12 protein-coding genes are annotated in these 14,684 nt (G+C 31.4%); 7 read left to right on the forward strand and 5 right to left on the reverse strand.

Annotation, left to right across the window (positions count from 1 at the left end; translation table 11 throughout):
- From ABY298_RS10830 to ABY298_RS10860, 7 genes are all read left to right on the forward strand, one after another.
- On the forward strand, positions 1 to 232 hold a 232-nt coding region (locus tag ABY298_RS10830; protein ID WP_372746072.1), incomplete at its 5' end, for a nitrogenase component 1.
- 60 nt (positions 233 to 292) lie between these two features.
- Positions 293 to 1,627, forward strand: coding sequence for a nitrogenase iron-molybdenum cofactor biosynthesis protein NifE (gene nifE / locus ABY298_RS10835; RefSeq protein ID WP_372746073.1), 1,335 nt, complete (start codon positions 293 to 295; stop codon positions 1,625 to 1,627).
- A gap of 6 nt (positions 1,628 to 1,633) precedes the next feature.
- Positions 1,634 to 3,007, forward strand: a complete 1,374-nt coding sequence (locus ABY298_RS10840; protein WP_372746074.1) for a nitrogenase component 1 — start codon at positions 1,634 to 1,636, stop codon at positions 3,005 to 3,007.
- Positions 3,008 to 3,065: 58 nt separating this feature from the next.
- Positions 3,066 to 4,337 carry a radical SAM protein gene (locus ABY298_RS10845; RefSeq protein WP_372746075.1) on the forward strand — a complete coding sequence of 424 codons (1,272 nt, stop codon included), beginning with the start codon at positions 3,066 to 3,068 and terminating at the stop codon, positions 4,335 to 4,337.
- A gap of 60 nt (positions 4,338 to 4,397) precedes the next feature.
- Positions 4,398 to 4,706: a ferredoxin gene (locus ABY298_RS10850; RefSeq protein ID WP_372746076.1), complete on the forward strand. Its 309-nt coding sequence runs from the start codon at positions 4,398 to 4,400 to the stop codon at positions 4,704 to 4,706.
- 11 nt (positions 4,707 to 4,717) lie between these two features.
- A complete protein-coding gene (locus ABY298_RS10855; protein WP_372746077.1) occupies positions 4,718 to 5,827 on the forward strand; it encodes a hypothetical protein in 1,110 nt (369 codons plus the stop codon).
- A 170-nt stretch (positions 5,828 to 5,997) separates the two neighbouring features.
- A complete protein-coding gene (locus ABY298_RS10860) occupies positions 5,998 to 7,002 on the forward strand; it encodes a sugar kinase (RefSeq protein WP_372746078.1) in 1,005 nt (334 codons plus the stop codon).
- A gap of 136 nt (positions 7,003 to 7,138) precedes the next feature.
- Here ABY298_RS10860 and ABY298_RS10865 read toward each other — a convergent pair whose 3' ends face one another.
- The 5 genes from ABY298_RS10865 to ABY298_RS10885 are packed head-to-tail and all read right to left on the reverse strand — an operon-like array spanning position 7,139 to position 14,680.
- Positions 7,139 to 8,965, reverse strand: a complete 1,827-nt coding sequence (locus ABY298_RS10865; RefSeq protein ID WP_372746079.1) for a glycoside hydrolase family 2 protein — start codon at positions 8,963 to 8,965, stop codon at positions 7,139 to 7,141.
- Between the two features lie 21 nt (positions 8,966 to 8,986).
- Positions 8,987 to 11,284, reverse strand: coding sequence for a glycoside hydrolase family 3 N-terminal domain-containing protein (locus tag ABY298_RS10870; RefSeq protein ID WP_372746080.1), 2,298 nt, complete (start codon positions 11,282 to 11,284; stop codon positions 8,987 to 8,989).
- A 6-nt stretch (positions 11,285 to 11,290) separates the two neighbouring features.
- Complete coding sequence (locus ABY298_RS10875; protein ID WP_372746081.1) at positions 11,291 to 12,571, reverse strand: glycoside hydrolase family 5 protein; 1,281 nt, start codon at positions 12,569 to 12,571, stop codon at positions 11,291 to 11,293.
- 3 nt (positions 12,572 to 12,574) lie between these two features.
- The gene (locus ABY298_RS10880; RefSeq protein WP_372746082.1) at positions 12,575 to 13,399 is read right to left on the reverse strand and encodes an alpha/beta hydrolase; all 825 of its coding nucleotides are present in this window, start codon (positions 13,397 to 13,399) and stop codon (positions 12,575 to 12,577) included.
- A 60-nt stretch (positions 13,400 to 13,459) separates the two neighbouring features.
- Positions 13,460 to 14,680, reverse strand: coding sequence for a glycosyl hydrolase family 17 (locus ABY298_RS10885; RefSeq protein ID WP_372746083.1), 1,221 nt, complete (start codon positions 14,678 to 14,680; stop codon positions 13,460 to 13,462).
- Between the last annotated feature and the right edge of the window lie 4 nt (positions 14,681 to 14,684).

Consider the following 14,684-nt stretch of genomic DNA (forward strand, 5'->3'; position numbering starts at 1 on the left):
AAATGAAGGTGTTGATTTATTAATAGGAAATACTTACGGAAAATATATAGCCAGAGATGAAAATATTCCTTTTCTAAGAATGGGATTCCCAATTTTAGACCGTGTTGGCCACTCTTATTTTCCAACATTAGGCTATATAGGTGGTATGCGAATTTTAGAAAAAATTCTTGGATTAATTATGGATAAGCAAGATGAAGAATCTTCAGAATCTGAATTTGAATTAGTTATGTAATACAAAACAAACCCCCAATCTATCCAAAACAAATAATAATGAACCTTTAAATTAAAGCACATGGAATCTATACTTAAAGACAGACAAAAACAGGTATTGACAAAGGGAACAGATTCTCATGAATTAAGCTGCGATAAATCTAGCCTCGCAGGATCCGTAAGCCAAAGAGCTTGCGTATTTTGCGGATCTAGAGTTGTTTTATACCCAATTGCAGACGCGCTTCATTTGGTTCACGGGCCTATAGGTTGCGCCGCATATACTTGGGATATTAGAGGTGCTTTATCATCAGGGCCACAAATACACAGACTTAGTTTTTCAACCGATATAAAAGAACAACAAGTAGTTTTTGGGGGTGAAAAAACCTTAAAAAAAGCGCTTCTTGAATTAATTACTGCTTATAACCCAAAAGCTGCTTTTGTATATTCTACTTGTATTGTTGATTTAATTGGTGATGATGTTGAAAGTGTTTGTAAAGAAGTAACAAAAATTAGTGGAGTTGAAGTAATAACAGTACAAGCACCTGGTTTTGCAGGCACAAAAAAAGATGGCTACAAAGTTGCTTGTGATTCACTTATGAAACTTGTTGGAACAAAAGGAACCAACCAAACTATCCCTAATAGTATTAATATAATTGGCGATTTTAATCTTGCAGGAGAACTGTATTTATTGCGCGATTATTATGAGAAAATGGGCGTTCACATTGTAGCTACCATTACAGGAGACGGCCGTGTAGACGATATTCGACAATCACATAAAGCAGCATTAAATATTGTTCAATGTTCAGGATCTATGAGCAACTTAGCAATGCAAATGGAAAAAAAATATCAAATTCCAAATATGCGAGTTTCTTATTTTGGAATAGAAGATATGTCCGATGCTCTTTATGGTGTTGCTCGCTTTTTTGACAATCAAGAAATGATGGAAAAAGCCATTGATCTTGTTAAAAATGAAGTGAGCGATTTATTACCAAAACTTGCCTTTTACAAAAAAGCACTAAAAGGAAAAAAAGCAGCCATTTATGTTGGTGGCGCTTTTAAAGCCATTTCATTAATAAAAGCCTTACGAATGATTGGTGTAAAAACAGTAGTAGTAGGTTCTCAAACCGGAAATAAAGAAGATTATTTAACCATGAAAAACTTAAGCGATGAAGGTACCATTTTGGTTGATGACACCAACCCTTTAGAACTTACACAATTAGTTAAACAAACCAATACCGATATTTTAATTGGTGGTGTTAAAGAACGACCAATTGCTTATAAGTTAGGCTTAGGATTTTGCGATCATAATCATGAAAGAAAACTTGCTTTGGCTGGTTATGAAGGTATGCTAAATTTTGCCAAAGAAATTTACGCAACTGCTATGAGTCCTGTTTTTCAATTCACTAAAAACAAATAATACGCTATGGAAAAAACTACGGAAACATCAGAAAAAAATTTTACATCTACACGTAATGCTTGTAAAGTTTGCACTCCGTTAGGTGCAAGTATTGTTTTTAAAGGAGTTGAAGGCTGTGTGCCACTTATTCATGGCTCGCAAGGTTGTGCTACGTATATTAGAAGATATTTAATAAGCCATTACAAAGAACCTGTAGATATAGCTTCTACTAACTTTAGTGAAGAAACAGCCATTTTTGGAGGTGAAAAAAACCTATTTATCGCCTTAAAAAATGTAACTAAACAATACAATCCTAAAATAATTGGCATTGCAACTACTTGCTTAAGTGAAGTAATTGGCGATGATATGCGAAAAATAATTTATAAGTATAAAACAGAAAGCGGTACAAACATTCCTGAATTGGTTTTTGTAAATACGCCAAGTTTTATGGGAACCCATATGAACGGATTTCATGATACGGTTTCATCACTTGTATCTAACTTCGCTACAAAAAATCAAAACCAACACAGTATTAATATTTTTCCTGGATTTTTATCTCCAGCAGATTTACAACATTTAAAAGAAATTTTAGAAGACGTGTCTATTAAAGCAATTATGGTACCCGATTATTCTGATATATTAGATAATGAATATACTGGAGAATATGAAAAATTACCAAAAGGCGGAACTACAATTGAAGAATTAAAACAAACTGCAAATGCAAAAGCTTCGGTAGAATTTGGTTATATTTTAAATAAATCAAATCCCCAAACAAAATCAGCTGCAGAATTTTTAAAGTCTAATTTTAACGTTCCAAGAATAAACCTTAACATACCAATTGGTATTAAAGCTACAGATGCCTTTTTTGATGCTTTAAAAAAAATAACAAACAATAAAACCCCCGAAAAATACACCAAACAACGCGGAAAACTTATTGATGCATATGTAGATGGACATAAGTATGTATTCGAAAAAAAAGCTGTTGTTTATGGCGAAGAAGACTTTGTAGTTGCTATAATATCTTTTTTAGAAGAAATTGGAATTGAAACTGTGTTGTGTGCATCTGGTGGAAATAGTGGATTACTAAAACAAATTATTCAAGAAAAAATAAATCCTTCTTCAAAAATTCAAATACATGACAATTTCGACTTTGAAGAAATTGCTACGGTGTGTAAAGAAATTAAACCCGATATTTTAATTGGAAATAGCAAAGGCTATTACATAGCAAGAGAATTAGGAATACCACTTGCAAGAGTTGGGTTTCCAATTCATGATAGATTAGGAGGATCAAGAATTAAACACATTGGTTATGAAGGAACGCAAGCACTTTTCGATTTAATTGCCAACACTCTTATTCAACAAATGCAAGAAAACTCACCTGTTGGATACAAATACATGTAAAAAATAAATACGTATTTAATTTAATCATTAAATACCTCAACCATAAAAACGTAAGAACATGGAAAATACAAACACTTTAAATAAAGTACACCCTTGTTTTGATAAGGAAGCAAAATTAAAATATGCACGAATTCATATACCCGTAGCACCAAAATGTAACGTTCAATGTGGTTATTGTAATAGAAAATACGATTGTGTAAATGAAAGTAGACCCGGAGTTACAAGCTCTATTTTAAAACCATTCCAAGCACTAAATTATATAAGAGCTATTTCAGAAAAAATTACAAATATTTCAACCATTGGAATTGCTGGCCCCGGAGATGCATTTGCAGAACCAGAAAAAACACTAGAATCCATTCGATTAATTAAAGCAGAATTTCCTGAAAAAATATTTTGCCTTTCATCAAATGGCTTAAATATATTACCATACATAAATGAAATAGCATCCTTAAATGTAACTCACGTAACAATTACTATTAATAGTTTTAGACTAGAAACTTTAGAAAAAATATACAAATGGGCTCGTTACAACAAAAAAATGTATAGAGGTATTGAAGCTGCTAAATTAATGTTAGAACAACAAGGTCCCGCTTTAAAAGCTCTAGTTGAAAAAGGTATTGTTGTAAAAATAAATACCGTTATTATTCCAGGTGTAAATGATACTGAAATAGAAGAAGTTGCTCAAAAAGTAAGTGAATTAGGAGCTTCAACAATGAATTGTATTCCATTAATTCCTACAGAAGGAAGCGATATGGAAGATTTTGAAAAACCAACAGGAGCTTCAATTAGAAATATAATTCGGTCTATTCATAAATATATAAAACCAATGACTCATTGTGCCAGATGTAGAGCTGATGCTGCCGGAATGCTGGGTAAAGATGATACAAGTGCATATAAATTAATAGATCAATGTGCGGTAATGCCAACTGAAATTGACAAAACAAAACCTCACGTAGCTGTAGCAAGTTACGAAGGTTTAATGATTAACAAACATTTAGGTGAAGCTGCAGATTTTTTTATCTACAAACAAACTGAAGATGGCTACGAATTAGTAGAAAGAAGATTAGCTCCTGGAAAAGGAACCGGAGATTTACGCTGGATAAACTTAGCAAAAACCCTAAACGATTGCTCTTATGTTTTAGTTAATGGAGTTGGAGCAAAACCGGTAGATTTACTTCAAAAAGTAGGCATTGCTGTAGTTGAAATGTCAGGTTTAATAGACCATGGTTTAGATGCTGTTTATAAAGGAAAAAAATTAAAATCGGTAGTAAAAACTACATTAGGTAAATGCGGAAGTGGTTGTGGTGGAAATGCCATGGGCTGTGGATAATTTTTATAATCACTACCACAAAATAAATAACTTACACTTAATCACTTATACAATTTTATCATGAAAAAACCAGATTACTTAATATTATTATGCAATTCTTACCGTATGGTTGGTGAAGCAAAAGGAACTTGCCTTAAAAGAGGAGCGTCAGATTTAATACAATATATCTCCGAAGAAGCTTCTGACCGAGGTTTAGATGTAGCCGTAACAACAACTGCGTGTTTAAATATTTGTCCACAAGGTCCGGTTATTGTTATTCAACCAAATAATTATTGGTACGGCGGTATTGAAGATGAAGATAAAATAGATGAAATATTAGATGCTTTAGAAGAAAATAAAGCCGTTGAAGAATATTTAATTACAGACTAAAAAAACATTTTATGAAGCCCTATTTAATAGATACTACGCTAAGAGATGGTGAACAAGCGCCTGGTGTTGTTTTTTCAAAAAAGGAAAAAATTAAAATTGCTAATTATTTAAACGAATTGGGTGTAGATGAAGTTGAAATTGGCACTCCAGCTATTAGCAATGATGAAAAATTAATTATTAAAGCCATCGCTACTGAAGGTTTTTCGTACAAAACCTCTAGTTGGTGTAGAGCAAATACAACAGATATATTAGAAGCTTCTAAACTAAAAACTACATCTATCAATATTTCATTACCCGTTTCCGATATTCAAATTAAAACATTAGAAAAATCGCGAGAATGGGTAATTAAAGAGTTAAAAAAAACCACAAAATACGCCAACAACTATTTTTCACATGTAACTGTAGGGGCACAAGACTCCACAAGATCTGACATACATTTTTTAAAAGAATACATTTATTTTGCACAAGAAAGCGGTGCTAATAGAATACGAATTGCCGATACCGTTGGAATATCAAGTCCGTTAGAAATTCAAGAGTTATTTTTTAATTTAACAAACAGTTTTCCAACAATGGAATTTGAGTTTCATGGGCATAACGATTTGGGAATGGCAACTGCAAATGCAATTACCGCTTACAACTCTGGTGCAAAATGTTTAAGCGCAACAGTAAACGGATTGGGAGAAAGAGCCGGTAATTCTGTACTAGAAGAACTAGTTGCCTATTTTATTTACAAAGAAAAAAACACAACCTATAACTCTAAAATAATAGAAACACTTTGTAACTATGTTGCAAAAGCTTCTGGCTTAAAATTAGCAGTTAACAAACCACTTATTGGAAAAAAGGTACACACACACGAATCTGGCATTCACACTTCTGCCCTATTAAAAAACAAAAAATCTTATCAATTTATAAACCCACAAGATTTTGGGCAAGAAAAAATAGATTTTTGTATTGGCAAACATTCTGGAAAAGCATCTATAAGTCACTTTTTTAACGAAAAAAATCTTTTTTTAGATGATTATAAAGTACTACAAATTTTAGCGCTGGTAAAAGAAAAATCATCAACCTGGAAAAAACCAATTACCGAATTAGATTTAATGCAACTTTACTACGATAATTAACCACTAATAAAATTACTAAAAGCTTATATTTATTGGGCTTAGGCTGGTTTATATAAACTATATTTAAACAACAAATCTGTTATCACAAAAATCAAAATTTTGTTATACTATGATATTTGTTATCATTTTATAGCTAATAATTCATATTTTTATCAAAATTTTTTAAAATTATGAGTCAAATTATCACTTTTGGTGAAGTTTTAATGCGTTTATCTCCTGAAGGAAATAAAAAGTTTATTCAAGCAAATTTATTAGAATTCTACTTTGGAGGAACGGAAGTTAATGTTGCAATTTCTATTGCAAATTTTGGTGGCGATGTAAAACACATAAGTAGTATTTCTAACGATTTTGTTGGTGATACCGCTATTTCTTATCTTCGAAAATTTGGAGTAGACACCTCAGCCGTTGTAAGATCTAAACGCCCTTTAGGTGTTTATTTTTTAGAAGTTGGTGCGGTTATGCGTCCTAGTACTATTTCTTATAACAGATCACATTCATCGTTTTCTGAAATTAAACCATCAATGGTAAATTGGGAAACATCTTTAGAAGGTGGTAAATGGTTTCACTGGACAGGTATTACACCTGCACTTTGTAAAGGCGGTTATGAAACCTTAAAAGAAGGTTTAATTTTAGCACGCAAACAAGGAATGACAGTTTCTGCAGATCCAACCTACAGAAAAGGTCTTTGGCAATACGGAGAAGAAGCTAAAGATGTATTATCTGATTTGTTGAATTATTCTACTATTTTTATTGGTGGAGTAAACGAAATTAATGAGGTTTTAGGAACCGATTTCAGCTATTCTGAAGAAGATTTTATTGAAGCCAGCAAACAGTTAATGATTAAATTCCCTTCTATTGAAAAAGTTTTTGATAAAATTAGAACTGGCATAAACTCATCATGGATGAAAATTAGAGCCCGTATGTGGAATGGTAAAGAATTTAGAGAAACTACAGACCTAGATATTACACATGTAATTGATAGAATTGGAACTGGAGATGCTTTTGCTGCTGGTTTAATTTATGGTTTACAAAATTTTGACGATTACAAATCTATGGAGTTTGCAAGTGCTGCAAGTGCTTTAAAACACACCTATGAAGGTGATGTTAATTTCTCCTCAGTTGATGAAATTATAGGTTTACTAGAAGGAAATATTTCTGGTAGATTTAATAGATAAAAAAAAAGAGGCAATCCATGAAGTATTGGAATCGTCATGCTGAACTTGATTCAGCATCTCATTATGAGAACCTGAAATAAATTCAGGTTGACGAATGTTTACTTAATAGATTGCCTCTTTTTAATTACACTATTTTTTAGTTTTTAGAATCGTAAAAATTCTTTAACACAAAAAATGCCTTTTTCTTTTGCCCATCTTCAGAAATTAATCCTTTTCTGTTATACCCATCTTGAATTTTAGGTAATACACGTCTTGGAGATTTAAAATCTACTAAAACCCAAGGAGAAAAACCTTGTAATTGCTCAATACCTTCTAACATTTTTAAAGTTTGCACATATACATCTTCTTGGAATTCTTCAGTCCAACGTGTTAATTTATCGCCGTGTAAACCAACTTTGGCACCAGCACCAAATTCTGAAATTAACACTGGTTTATTTTGAGTGATTTTCCAACTTATTTGTCCACATTTTTCTGGTAAACCATCGTACCAACCAACGTATTGATTAAAACTTAAAATATCAACAACATCTGCAAAATCATCATGTATAGTTCTAATACCAGGGTTTCCTTGATAATCGGTTTGTTCTAAAGCAGCACTTATTAATCTGGTTGGATCTATGGCACGCGTATGTGATGCTAAATTTGTTAAAAATATGTTTCTTGCTTCACTAGTTGGAGTTTCATTTGCCATAGACCAAATAATTACTGAAGCTCTATTTTTATCTCTATTGATAACTTCAGTTAATTGGTTTTCTGCATTTTTATAGGTGTCTTTATTTCCCCAAGATATGGTCCAATACACAGGGTTTTCTTCCCAAACTAACATTCCCATTTTGTCTGCAAGTCGTACCATATGTTCGTTGTGCGGATAATGCGCCAAACGCACATAATTACAACCCAATTCTTTTGCCCAGTTTAACAATTGTTGCGCATCTTCAACAGAATAACCTCTTCCACCTCTTATTGGACTTTCTTCATGTATAGAAATTCCTTTTAAAAATATTTTTTGATCATTTAAATGAATTTCCTGTCCGCTTGTTTTTATAGTTCTAAAACCAATTTGGTCTTTTAATTCGTTTCCATTTACATTAAAAACAACATCGTATAAATAAGGATCACTTGTAGACCAATATTTTATTTTTTTTGAATTAATTTCAATAGTAGCAACTCCTTCTTTATTGGTTATAACTTTTGTTTTTATTTTAAGAGCCGGAATACTGATAAGAATTTCTTTTTCTGAAATTTCTTTTCCGTTTAATTTTACAAATCCTTTTATTTGCTGATTATTTGCTGGATTTAATTGAACAAAATAATCTTGAATAAAGTTTGCCGAGGTTTCTACCAATTTTACATCTCTAGTAATTCCACCATAATTAAACCAGTCTGTATTTAAAGTTGGAACAGCTTCCTTTTTACGTTTATTATCAACTTTTACCACTAAAAAATTATCGCTTTCTTTTAAAAGATCGGTTACTTCAAAATTAAAAGGAGTAAAACCTCCAATATGAGTACCTAATTTTTTACCATTGAAATATACATCTGATTGGTAATTTGCAGCTTCAAAATATACAAAAACACGATTACTTTGATTTGTTTTTACATAATTGAATGATTTTTTGTACCAAACAGTTCCTTCATAATAATATAAATTTTCTTTTTGGGTATTCCAATCACTTGGCACGGTAATAGAATCGGTTAAATCAAAATCGTATTCTACCAAGTCTGTTTTATCTTTAGGCTTTGAGTTTAAGAAAAATGCACCACTCCCTGGTTCTGCTTGGTTTTCAAAAGGCTCATAACGATAGTTATAAAAACCATTTTCATACGGATCTACTATGTAATTCCATTGACCATTTAAACTTTTAGTTGCCCTATTATATGTATTTATAATTAGATTTTCTTGAGCTGTTAATTCAGAAAACAAAACAATAATGAACAGGATACTAATTTTTATTTTACTCATATTTTAAAAATTTACTATTATTTACAATTTCAAAAAAATTAATTTACGTTGCAATTCTTGAGGATTTCCACCAACTTGAATTTCAAATTCACCTTCCTCAGCAATCCACTTATTGTTAATTCCAACACTCTCCAAATCTTTGGTTGATAGGTTAAATTCAACAGTTTTAGATTCGCCAACTTTCAAATCGATTTTTGCAAAACGGGTTAATTTTTTAGAATCTGGTGAAACGGTTGCAACTAAATCTTTAATATATAATTCAACAATTTCCTTTCCTGCGCGTTTTCCAGTATTTTTTACAGTTATAGCAACTTTAAATTCATCATTTAAAGCTAAAGTATCTTTACTTACTGTTAAATTTGAATATTCAAAAGTTGTGTAAGACAATCCGAAACCAAATTCAAACTGTGGGTAAAATCCATTATAACCCCAATTAGCATCGCGTATATCTGTTTTTTTATGATAATATGTAACCATGTTTCCGGAATACATTGGATATGTATATGGCAATTTTCCACTTGGATTTACAGTTCCATAAATAATATCTGAAATTGCTTTTCCACCTTCCTGACCAGGATAATACGCCATTAAAATTCCAGATACAAGCGGTTCAATTTCTTTAATAATTCTTGGTCTTCCTTGTGCCATTACTAAAATAATTGGCTTTCCAGTTTTTGCCAATTTTTTAACCAATTCTTGTTGTGCTTTTGGCAACTCCAATTCGTTAATATCCGAAACTTTTTCGGTTGCAGGAATTTCCCCAACACAAACCACAATATAATCGGCATTTTTTGCTTTTTCAGCTGCCAAATCAGAATTAATATCTTCTAAATAATCTGTTCCCTCAACAAATTCAACATTAGACGCACCAATTTCTTTTTGAATAGCTGTTAAAATAGTTAATTTAGATGGATCGTTATATTTGGTTTCCTGACCTAAAAAAGTTCTAGACCAAGCACCATTTAGCATATTTATAGAATTGGCAGCATAACCTGTTACCAATACTTTTTTTTCTTTATTTAAAGGTAAAATTGCATTTTCATTTTTTAGCAAGGTTATAGATTCACTTGCCATTTCATAATTTGCAGCAATATGTTTCTCGCTTCCAAAATCTGGATATTCAGTTGGTTTATTATACGGAACGTTAAATAAATTCAATTCAAATTTTAATCGTAAAACTCTGGTTACTGCATCATCAATTCTACTCATTTTAATTTCGCCGGCATTCACAAGATCTACAATAATATCAACAACATCATCACCATACGGATTCATTAATAAATCCAAACCAGCATTTACTGCCATTTTTGTAGCTTCTCTTTTATCTTTAGCTGATTGATGTGCACCAATTAAAAATTCTACATCACTAAAATCGGAAATTACCACTCCTTTAAAGTTCATTTCACCCTTTAAAATATCATTTATATAATAACTGCTTATATGACAAGGTATTCCGTTTACAGCATTTGAGCTTATCATAACACCCATTGCGCCTTTTTCAATGGCACTTTTAAATGGAGGTAAAAAATATTGACGCAAACTATTTTCAGGAATAATAGCATTGGCTCTGTCTTTACCATTTCTTCCAGCTCCATAACCAATAAAATGCTTTAAACATACTGCAGTACTTTTAGCATTGTCTAAACTTTCGCCTTGTGAACCTTCTATATACGCATTGGTCATTTCAGAAATTAAATACGGATCTTCACCAAAACTTTCAGAAACTCTTCCCCATAATGGGTTCATTGCAACATCTGCATTTGGGTTAAAATTCCATGGTAATGAAGCTGCTCTGGACTCATACGATGTAATTTCTGCACTGCGTTTTGTTAAGGCTGTATTCCAAGTTGCAGCCAATCCAATTTGATGTGGAAACATAACAGAACCTTCCACATAATTTGCTCCGTGAATATTATCTATACCATACAAAACCGGAATTTTTAAACGCGATTTTTGCATAATAGAATCTTGAATTGTTTTTACAATATTATACCAATCATCTCTATTTGCTAAAAACCCTGGTGTATTATGAATAGAACCAACACCTAAATCAATAATATATTTTTTAACCTTTTCAGCATCAAAATCTACACTGTTTTTTTCTGCCCAATATTCACCTTTTAAAACAGTTGGCAATCCAATATTTAACATTTGGCCAGCCTTTTCTTTCAATGTCATTTTAGCTAACAAATCACTTATCTTTAATTCAATATTATCGGAAATTTGAGTTTTATCTGTTTTCATTTCTTTACTAATTGAACAACCAAATACTATGGAAAGAATACTTGCTATTGCTACTGTTTTTTTTATACTATTCATTCGCTTTTAATCTACTTTAAAATTTAACCCATTTGTATATCCTTTGTTTACATAGTTATTTTTATACAAACTATTTTCTAAAAATTGGTTTAAGGCCTGTTGAACTTTTATAACATCAGGTCTGTTTTCTCTCACCATTTTGTATGTTGAACGATCACTTTTAGCATATTCAGTTAATAAGTGATAATCTTCAGGCTCATTAAAATTCATAATTCCACGTGTATTATTCATTTTTTTATAAGGCCAGTAACACCAATTAATTGCATGTTCTTCTAACAATATTCTAAAATCGTTTACCCATTCATCGGTATTTTCACCTGTTTCTCCAACATAAATTGGCACTTGGTGTTTTTCTCTAAAATCTATATATGGTTGAATTGCTTCCATATTAACCGGAACCCAATATTTATGAAATTCGTAAACTACATTATCATCTACCAACTGTTTAAAAACATCAAATTTACTTGCCCAAATAGATCCGTTTAAAAAAATGGTATGTTTTTTATCAACTGTTCTAATTTCTTTTATAATTCTGTTATAAATAGAAAATAATTGATTGTCTAGTTCTGTTAAATCATTTTCAAAATAATGTGCTATTGGTTCATTTACTAAATCATAACCAATTATTACCGGTTCATCTTTGTATTTTGTAGCAATATCCACCCAAATTTTAGTCATTAAATCTTGCGACGATTTACTTTTAAATAAATACGGATAGCCATAACTATCATCAATATTATCGCCTGTTTGTCCGCCCGGAGCACAATGCATGTCTAGTAAAACATACACTTGTTCTTCTCTACACCAGTTAATTAATCTATCAACATATTTAAAACCTGCATTTCGTTCGCCCATATATAAATCATCGGTAAACATTTTATAATGAAAAGGTAACCGCAAATGATTAACACCTATGCTTTTTAAATATTTAATATCATCATGGGTTATATAATTATCTAAAAATCCTTTCCAAAATACTTGTAAGCTATCTGGTCCAATTAATTCGTGCAGTAATTCATCTATTTTACGAGGCGAGTTTACTTGTTCCATTTTAAACATGTAACCTTCAGGCACTAACCAATTTCCAAGATTGGTTCCTTTTAAAAAGATTTCATTTCCCTTTTCATCCACTAATTTTGTGCCTTTTGTTTTTATAAAACTTAAGGTATTCTCAGGCTTTTTTATTTCTGAAGTAGACGTTTCTGAGTTTTTATTTTTAGTATCATTACAAGAATAGTTTATTAAAATAATTGCAAATACCAGAATAGCTATTGTATTTTTTTTCATCATTTATTGATTTATATCTGTTCTAATGGATTGAACTTCTCTAAGAAGAATAGGAAATGCCGGATACGTCATATTATGATCATAGCCATCTAACTCATATAATTTGGTTTTTGTATGCCCAACAACTTTCATCATACGCATTAAATAGGCGTTTTCTTCATATCTTCCTAATAATTCTAATTCTCTATCGCCGGTTATAAGTATTAATGGAGGTGCATCTTTACACACATGAAATAGCGGTGCTAAATCATCAATTATAGCTTGTGTACCAGGAATTCCACGTTCCTCACGAATTGTAAAATGTGTAATTGCATGACCACTAAATGGAATAATTCCTGCAATTTTATTTGCATCAATACTATACTTAGCAAGCCATTTTTTATCCAACCCAACCATACTTGCCAAATAACCACCGGCTGAATGACCAGAAACAAAAATTAAATTTGGATTTCCGCCATACTTTTGAATATTGTTAAAAGCCCAAGCTACGGCAGCGGCTGTATCTTCAATATAAGAAGGCGCTTTTATTTTTGGATATAAACGATAATTTATTCCAATAATAGCAACGCCTTTATTTTTTAATTCTTCAGGAATTTCCTTTTGAAAACTTGTTAATCCACCACCATGAATCCAAACGATGGTTGCAAAGTTTTTACTGTTTTTTGGATAGTAAATATCTAATACACAACGCTCATTTATATAAGCATCGGATTGATTAATTGAATCTGAATAATATTGAATGTTTTGTTCTAGTTTGTAGTTAACTTCTTGTGAAAAACAATTGTTAGATACTAAAACTAATAACGAAATAAATAAAAATCTTTTCATAGAACTTAATTTAACATCCAATATTATAATAATTCATTTGCACTAAATAAATGTGCTTTTTTATTCTTCCACTGATTTTTTTAAAGGAATTTCTAATACATTTTTTAGCATAGCATCTTTATCACCATTATAGGTTTTAGTAATTTCATTCCCATTTCTGGTTAATCCTTTAAAAGCTCCGGCATCAACCAAATCCCATAAGGCAAATTTTGCTTTACCATCAATAGTTATTAATCCAAAATGATTTTCTGAACCTAATGGATTTTGAGCATCTTTCCAGCTTTCATCAAATATTTCAAAATAAAAACAAGACATTCCAGCTTCATTGGTCCAAGCTCTCATATAATCATAAAAAAGCTTCGATTTGTATTCATCTGTTGCACCTGAGCCATTAGCTCCGTAAAAGGTAGTTCCAGATTCTGTAGCCCAACCAGTTTCTCCAATATGAATTGGTTTTGAAACTCCAACACTTTTAATATATTTTGCAGCAGCTTCATATTCCGCAACTGCATAATTTTTAGCACGAAGCATTGCTGCATCTGCTTTTTCTATGGTTGTTAAATTTTCTTCACTTTCTGGAACTTTCCAATATTCAGCATCGTAATGACTGCTATGAAAAGGATACGTGTGAAGTGAAACAAAATCTACAGCATTTAATAATTTTGTTAAATCCTCAGTATGGTAACTATCATCTCCACCTCCCCAAGATGCAAAATTATCGGAACTTGTAATCCATAAATCTTTAGATAGTTCTCCTTTTTGTTTTAATTCTTGTAAATGGTTTACCCATTTTAAAATTATAAATGGTTCTACATAATAACTTGTTGCCCAATGCACCATAGCCTCATTTCCAACCGCAATAATTTTAACAATATCTGGATATTTTTTTGCTAATTCAACAGCTGTTGCAATTTCTTTTGCATTGCGTTCACTTTCTTCGTTATGAATAGGCTCTAATTCAGAAAAAGCATTTTTACAATCTATCCAAGCTCCTAACATTACATACATTTCAAAGTTTGCATCTTCTTGTTTTAATTCTGAAATTGCTTTTAACAAATTTGATGCTTCCTCTAAATGAACATTGTAAGTACGTAAAATTTTAATACCCATTACTGAAAGGATTTTCATATCCTCTTTCAACTCTGCTATTGTTGGCTGAATATTGCGGGTGTTTTGACGATATCCACCATAAGACATTGCCAAATATTCTGGATTTCCCAAAATATCTTTTGCCGAAATTTCTTTCTTTTTCTCTGGTGATGCACAACTAAACATTAAAATTGAC

It is taken from the genome of Lutibacter sp. (assembly GCF_041596795.1).
Lineage (GTDB): Bacteria > Bacteroidota > Bacteroidia > Flavobacteriales > Flavobacteriaceae > Lutibacter.

Coding starts and splice junctions, on each gene's coding strand:
- ABY298_RS10875 (WP_372746081.1), bottom strand. CDS start 12,571: ATGAAAAAAAATACAATAGCTATTCTGGTATTTGCAATTATTTTAATA.
- ABY298_RS10850 (WP_372746076.1), top strand. CDS start 4,398: ATGAAAAAACCAGATTACTTAATATTATTATGCAATTCTTACCGTATG.
- nifE (WP_372746073.1), top strand. CDS start 293: ATGGAATCTATACTTAAAGACAGACAAAAACAGGTATTGACAAAGGGA.
- ABY298_RS10870 (WP_372746080.1), bottom strand. CDS start 11,284: ATGAATAGTATAAAAAAAACAGTAGCAATAGCAAGTATTCTTTCCATA.
- ABY298_RS10860 (WP_372746078.1), top strand. CDS start 5,998: ATGAGTCAAATTATCACTTTTGGTGAAGTTTTAATGCGTTTATCTCCT.
- ABY298_RS10865 (WP_372746079.1), bottom strand. CDS start 8,965: ATGAGTAAAATAAAAATTAGTATCCTGTTCATTATTGTTTTGTTTTCT.
- ABY298_RS10880 (WP_372746082.1), bottom strand. CDS start 13,399: ATGAAAAGATTTTTATTTATTTCGTTATTAGTTTTAGTATCTAACAAT.
- ABY298_RS10840 (WP_372746074.1), top strand. CDS start 1,634: ATGGAAAAAACTACGGAAACATCAGAAAAAAATTTTACATCTACACGT.
- ABY298_RS10855 (WP_372746077.1), top strand. CDS start 4,718: ATGAAGCCCTATTTAATAGATACTACGCTAAGAGATGGTGAACAAGCG.
- ABY298_RS10845 (WP_372746075.1), top strand. CDS start 3,066: ATGGAAAATACAAACACTTTAAATAAAGTACACCCTTGTTTTGATAAG.